The 3,664-nt window shown below is 46.6% G+C and carries 3 protein-coding genes; all 3 read left to right on the forward strand.

All coding sequences use genetic code 11. From position 1 onward, the window contains the following. A partial coding sequence (locus ACWA6V_RS19020; RefSeq protein WP_449523971.1) for a hypothetical protein occupies positions 1-855 on the forward strand: 855 nt, incomplete at its 5' end. Positions 856-1,002: 147 nt separating this feature from the next. After that, on the forward strand, positions 1,003-1,248 hold the full coding sequence (locus ACWA6V_RS19025) for a hypothetical protein (RefSeq protein ID WP_331351365.1): 246 nt from the start codon (positions 1,003-1,005) through the stop codon (positions 1,246-1,248). A gap of 658 nt (positions 1,249-1,906) precedes the next feature. Beyond that, positions 1,907-3,664: DNA polymerase II (locus ACWA6V_RS19030; RefSeq protein WP_449523972.1), on the forward strand; the 1,758-nt coding region annotated here is incomplete at its 3' end.

Below are 3,664 nucleotides of genomic sequence, written 5' to 3' on the forward strand. Positions count from 1 at the left end.
GCTCGATACATGGTGGTGGACGCTTCCTATTCCCTTCCGACGGATGGCAAGACTGAACCCAGTCACGGCCTCCTCTGGGACTCAAAGGAACGATTAGATAGATATTTTGCAGGCAGGCTCGAATTTCATCCTACGAAGCCGCAAAGCATTACGGCCGGCAGCTACGCAGATAAGTCGCTTGATAAATTTTTCACTCGCTTTGAATCGAAAGTGGCGCAAGATCGACTTCAGTTCCTCTTCGGTGTGGCGGCAGATACAGCCACTCTCGAAGGTACCCTCATGAGTTTGATTGGTTACGGAGATAAGCAATCTAACGTGACTGTGGTTGACCTTAGTGGCGTGCCCTTCGAAGTGGGTCTTAAAGGAGCGATTACTAAAAGATTTCACTTGGATGAAGGATTGTATCTTTCATCTATGGGTCGAATTTGCTCATGGAAATCAGCCGCTTCATTTGATACAAAAGAAGAAGCTGTTTTGTTTTTCCATGAATGGGTAAATAGAAATAGACCTAAGCGCGCACAATACAAATTAGAGGTAATCGAATATACGACCCCTGAAGATGCGTATATTTTACTTTTCGATGAGACACACCCGCTATGGGCAATTGAAGTGAGCGAAAAGCGCAATATCGCACAGGCAGCTAGAGCATATTTCTATGACTATCTGCATGAGCTTCAGTACAGTACAGGCACCCTTAAAAAATACCGTCAAGAAATATTAAAATATGGTGTTGATATTAATAATAGAGTTGACCCAGAATTAAACTTAATTTTCCGATCCGCAAAAATCCGAGAGCAATATCATCAAGATAGCTGTTTAATCCAGGCGGATAAGGCTCATTTACATATAGTTTGATGCGCATTGGTTGATAAATTCAAATCAGTTCAATTGGGCAAGATGAAGGTCAGCTTTAAAAATGCCGATGAGCTCGTTAGGCGTTGGGAATCGGGCGCTCGGTGCCTAAGCGGAAACTTTTGATTTTTTCCAACGGAGGATGCAGCTATGACTTACATGAGTACACAGGATTGTGACGCCCGAATTAAAGAACTTGAGGGCTTTCGGGACGATTGGCAGAAGATGATCGCTGAGAATGAGAGCCAGCTTAGGCGGCTGATGAATCTGAAAATCGCAGGCATCGACGAGTACGATCAAGCGATTGTTCAGGCGGAGGAGGCTGGAAAGCAATTGGTCGCAGCCAAGTCAAACATCGAAGCGACAATTGAGAGAGTACGTAGCGGCGGCCAGTAGGGCATGAGCTAGCTAATAAACCAGCTTACAAGGACTGCAGGCAAAACCAATTCAAAATTGTGCATCCATATATTGATGATCATGCATTACATTACTCGTGGGCAACCGGACAAAACAGTATTCCAATTCAAGGAATATCTGCCGTCCGCTATAAATGAAAAAACCACCGTGCGGTGGTTTTTTCTTCCCAGACAAGAGTCAACTTAATGACACCTGCTAGGGATTAGTTGTTAGTCGTTATCATACACATCATCACTGCTTATATCCAGATTGGTTGCTTAACACGGGGTTCAGTGATCCCGACGCTGAATATGCACCTGAAACCAGAGCAAAGCGGATCTTCAGAAAATGCACTTTCAAGCGGAATTATGAGCCTTGTACAGAGTGTGCGAACAATTAAGATATCCCGCTCGCACCCCCAGACATTCACCGAGTTAATGTTTTATATCCCAATAAATTGTCCCCGTGTCGCGAAGTTTACTAAGCCATTGAAAAATATAGACTCGCTTGGACAACTCATGTGTCGTTTTAAGACATCTCATCTGTCGTTTTGGACAACTCATGTGTCGTCCGCCGTGAGTATAGATTAGATTGGCGGATTGCATCCCCATTCCCCATACAGGATAATACTGGTTAACCAACCAGTTCTTGTACCCCTATGACCAATGCCTTTTTATTAACTCGCCAATGGCGCGATACCCGTGAGGGCGTTGCGCTCGATTTATGGTGGGCGACGGAGCAGGGGAGTTGTTGGACGCAGATTACCGGGCAGGAGGTGGTCTTTTTTGTGTTGCGTGAGCAAGCGGCGCAGATCCAGCCGTTAATCAGCCGTTTGCGCCAGTGGCGTATGGCGGAAGTTGAATTAAAAACCTTTCTGAATAAACCCGTTAACGCGCTCTATTTTAAAAGCCACCGCAGCGCGCGCGATGCGCAAGATATTTTCAAGCAGAACGATATTCCCTTTTGGGAAAGCGATGTTCGCCCGCCTGAACGTTATTTGATGGAGCGATTTGTGACGGCGGGTGCGCAATTGGATCTACCCTCGCAAGCGTCTTCCGCACAACGACCAATAATGAATCCGCGTATTGCACCTCTTGCCGATGAACAATCACTTTGGCGGCCTGGGTTGCGTATGCTTTCGCTCGATATTGAAACCTCCATGGATGCCAAACAGCTTTATTCCATCGGTGTCTGGTGTGAAGAAGGTAAACGCGTGTTTATGGTGGGTGAGGGGACAGACACCGAGTTAGTGATTTTTTGCGTGGACGAAAAAACCTGCCTGCAGCAATTTTTTGTGTTTTTACAGCATGTCGATCCCGATATTTTGATCGGTTGGAATCTGGTGCAGTTTGATTTGCTGGTGCTGGAAAATATTTGCCAGCGCTTGAAAATAGAATTGCAACTGGGGCGCGCCAACCAATCCATTCACTGGCGCCATGAAGAGGGCGATGGCGGGCGCAGTTTTGTGGTGATTCCAGGGCGCGTGGCGTTGGACGGTATTGAATTGCTGAAAGCGGCGAATCACCAATTTCAAAGTTATTCACTGCAAAATATTTCGCAGGAATTATTGGGTGAAAGCAAATTGATTACCGGCAGTGATCGCGGTGATGATATTACCCAGTTGTTTAAAACCGATAAGCTGGCGCTAGCCGATTACAACCTGCACGACTGCGAATTGGTGTGGAAAATTTTTATGCAGCAGGAGCTGCTGGCGTTTGCGCTGGAACGCAGCCAGTTGACGGGTTTGCTGTTGGATCGCATCGGCGGCTCGGTGGCGGCGTTTGAATATTTGTATTTACCGCGTTTGCACAGGCGCGGTTACATCGCTCCGAATTTGGGTGAGTTTGAATCCGATGTGATTAGTCCCGGCGGTTATGTGATGAATTCACGCCCGGGGATTTACGACAATGTATTGGTGTTGGATTTTAAAAGCCTGTATCCGAGCATCATCCGTACCTTTTTAATCGATCCTTGCGCTTTTTGGTTGGCGCAACATAATCAACTTGATGAAGCGGAAACTGTTCCCGGTTTTAACGAGGCTTATTTTGCGCGCGAAGGGCATATCTTACCCAATGTGATCGAACAACTTTCAGCCGCGCGCGATCGTGCCAAGCAACATAAAAATGCACCGCTTTCCCACGCTATCAAAATTATTATGAATTCGTTTTACGGTGTGCTGGGTTCAACCGGCTGCCGCTTTTTTGATCCCCGTGTTTGCAGTTCTATTACCTTGCGCGGCCATGAAATTATCCAGCGCAGCCGCGACTGGATTGAGCAGCAAGGTTACGCAGTGATTTATGGCGATACGGACTCGCTGTTTGTCTGGCTGGAAAATAATTGTGTTGGTAAAACACCGAAAACGCCTGAGCAGTGCAACAGCATAGGCAGGCGCTTGGCAAAAGAATTAAATTCCTGG

It is taken from the genome of Cellvibrio sp., assembly GCF_053579595.1.

What these genes read in the sequence shown, in the direction of transcription:
- ACWA6V_RS19025 (WP_331351365.1), top strand. Translation starts at nt 1,003, where the DNA reads ATGACTTACATGAGTACACAGGATTGTGACGCCCGAATTAAAGAACTT.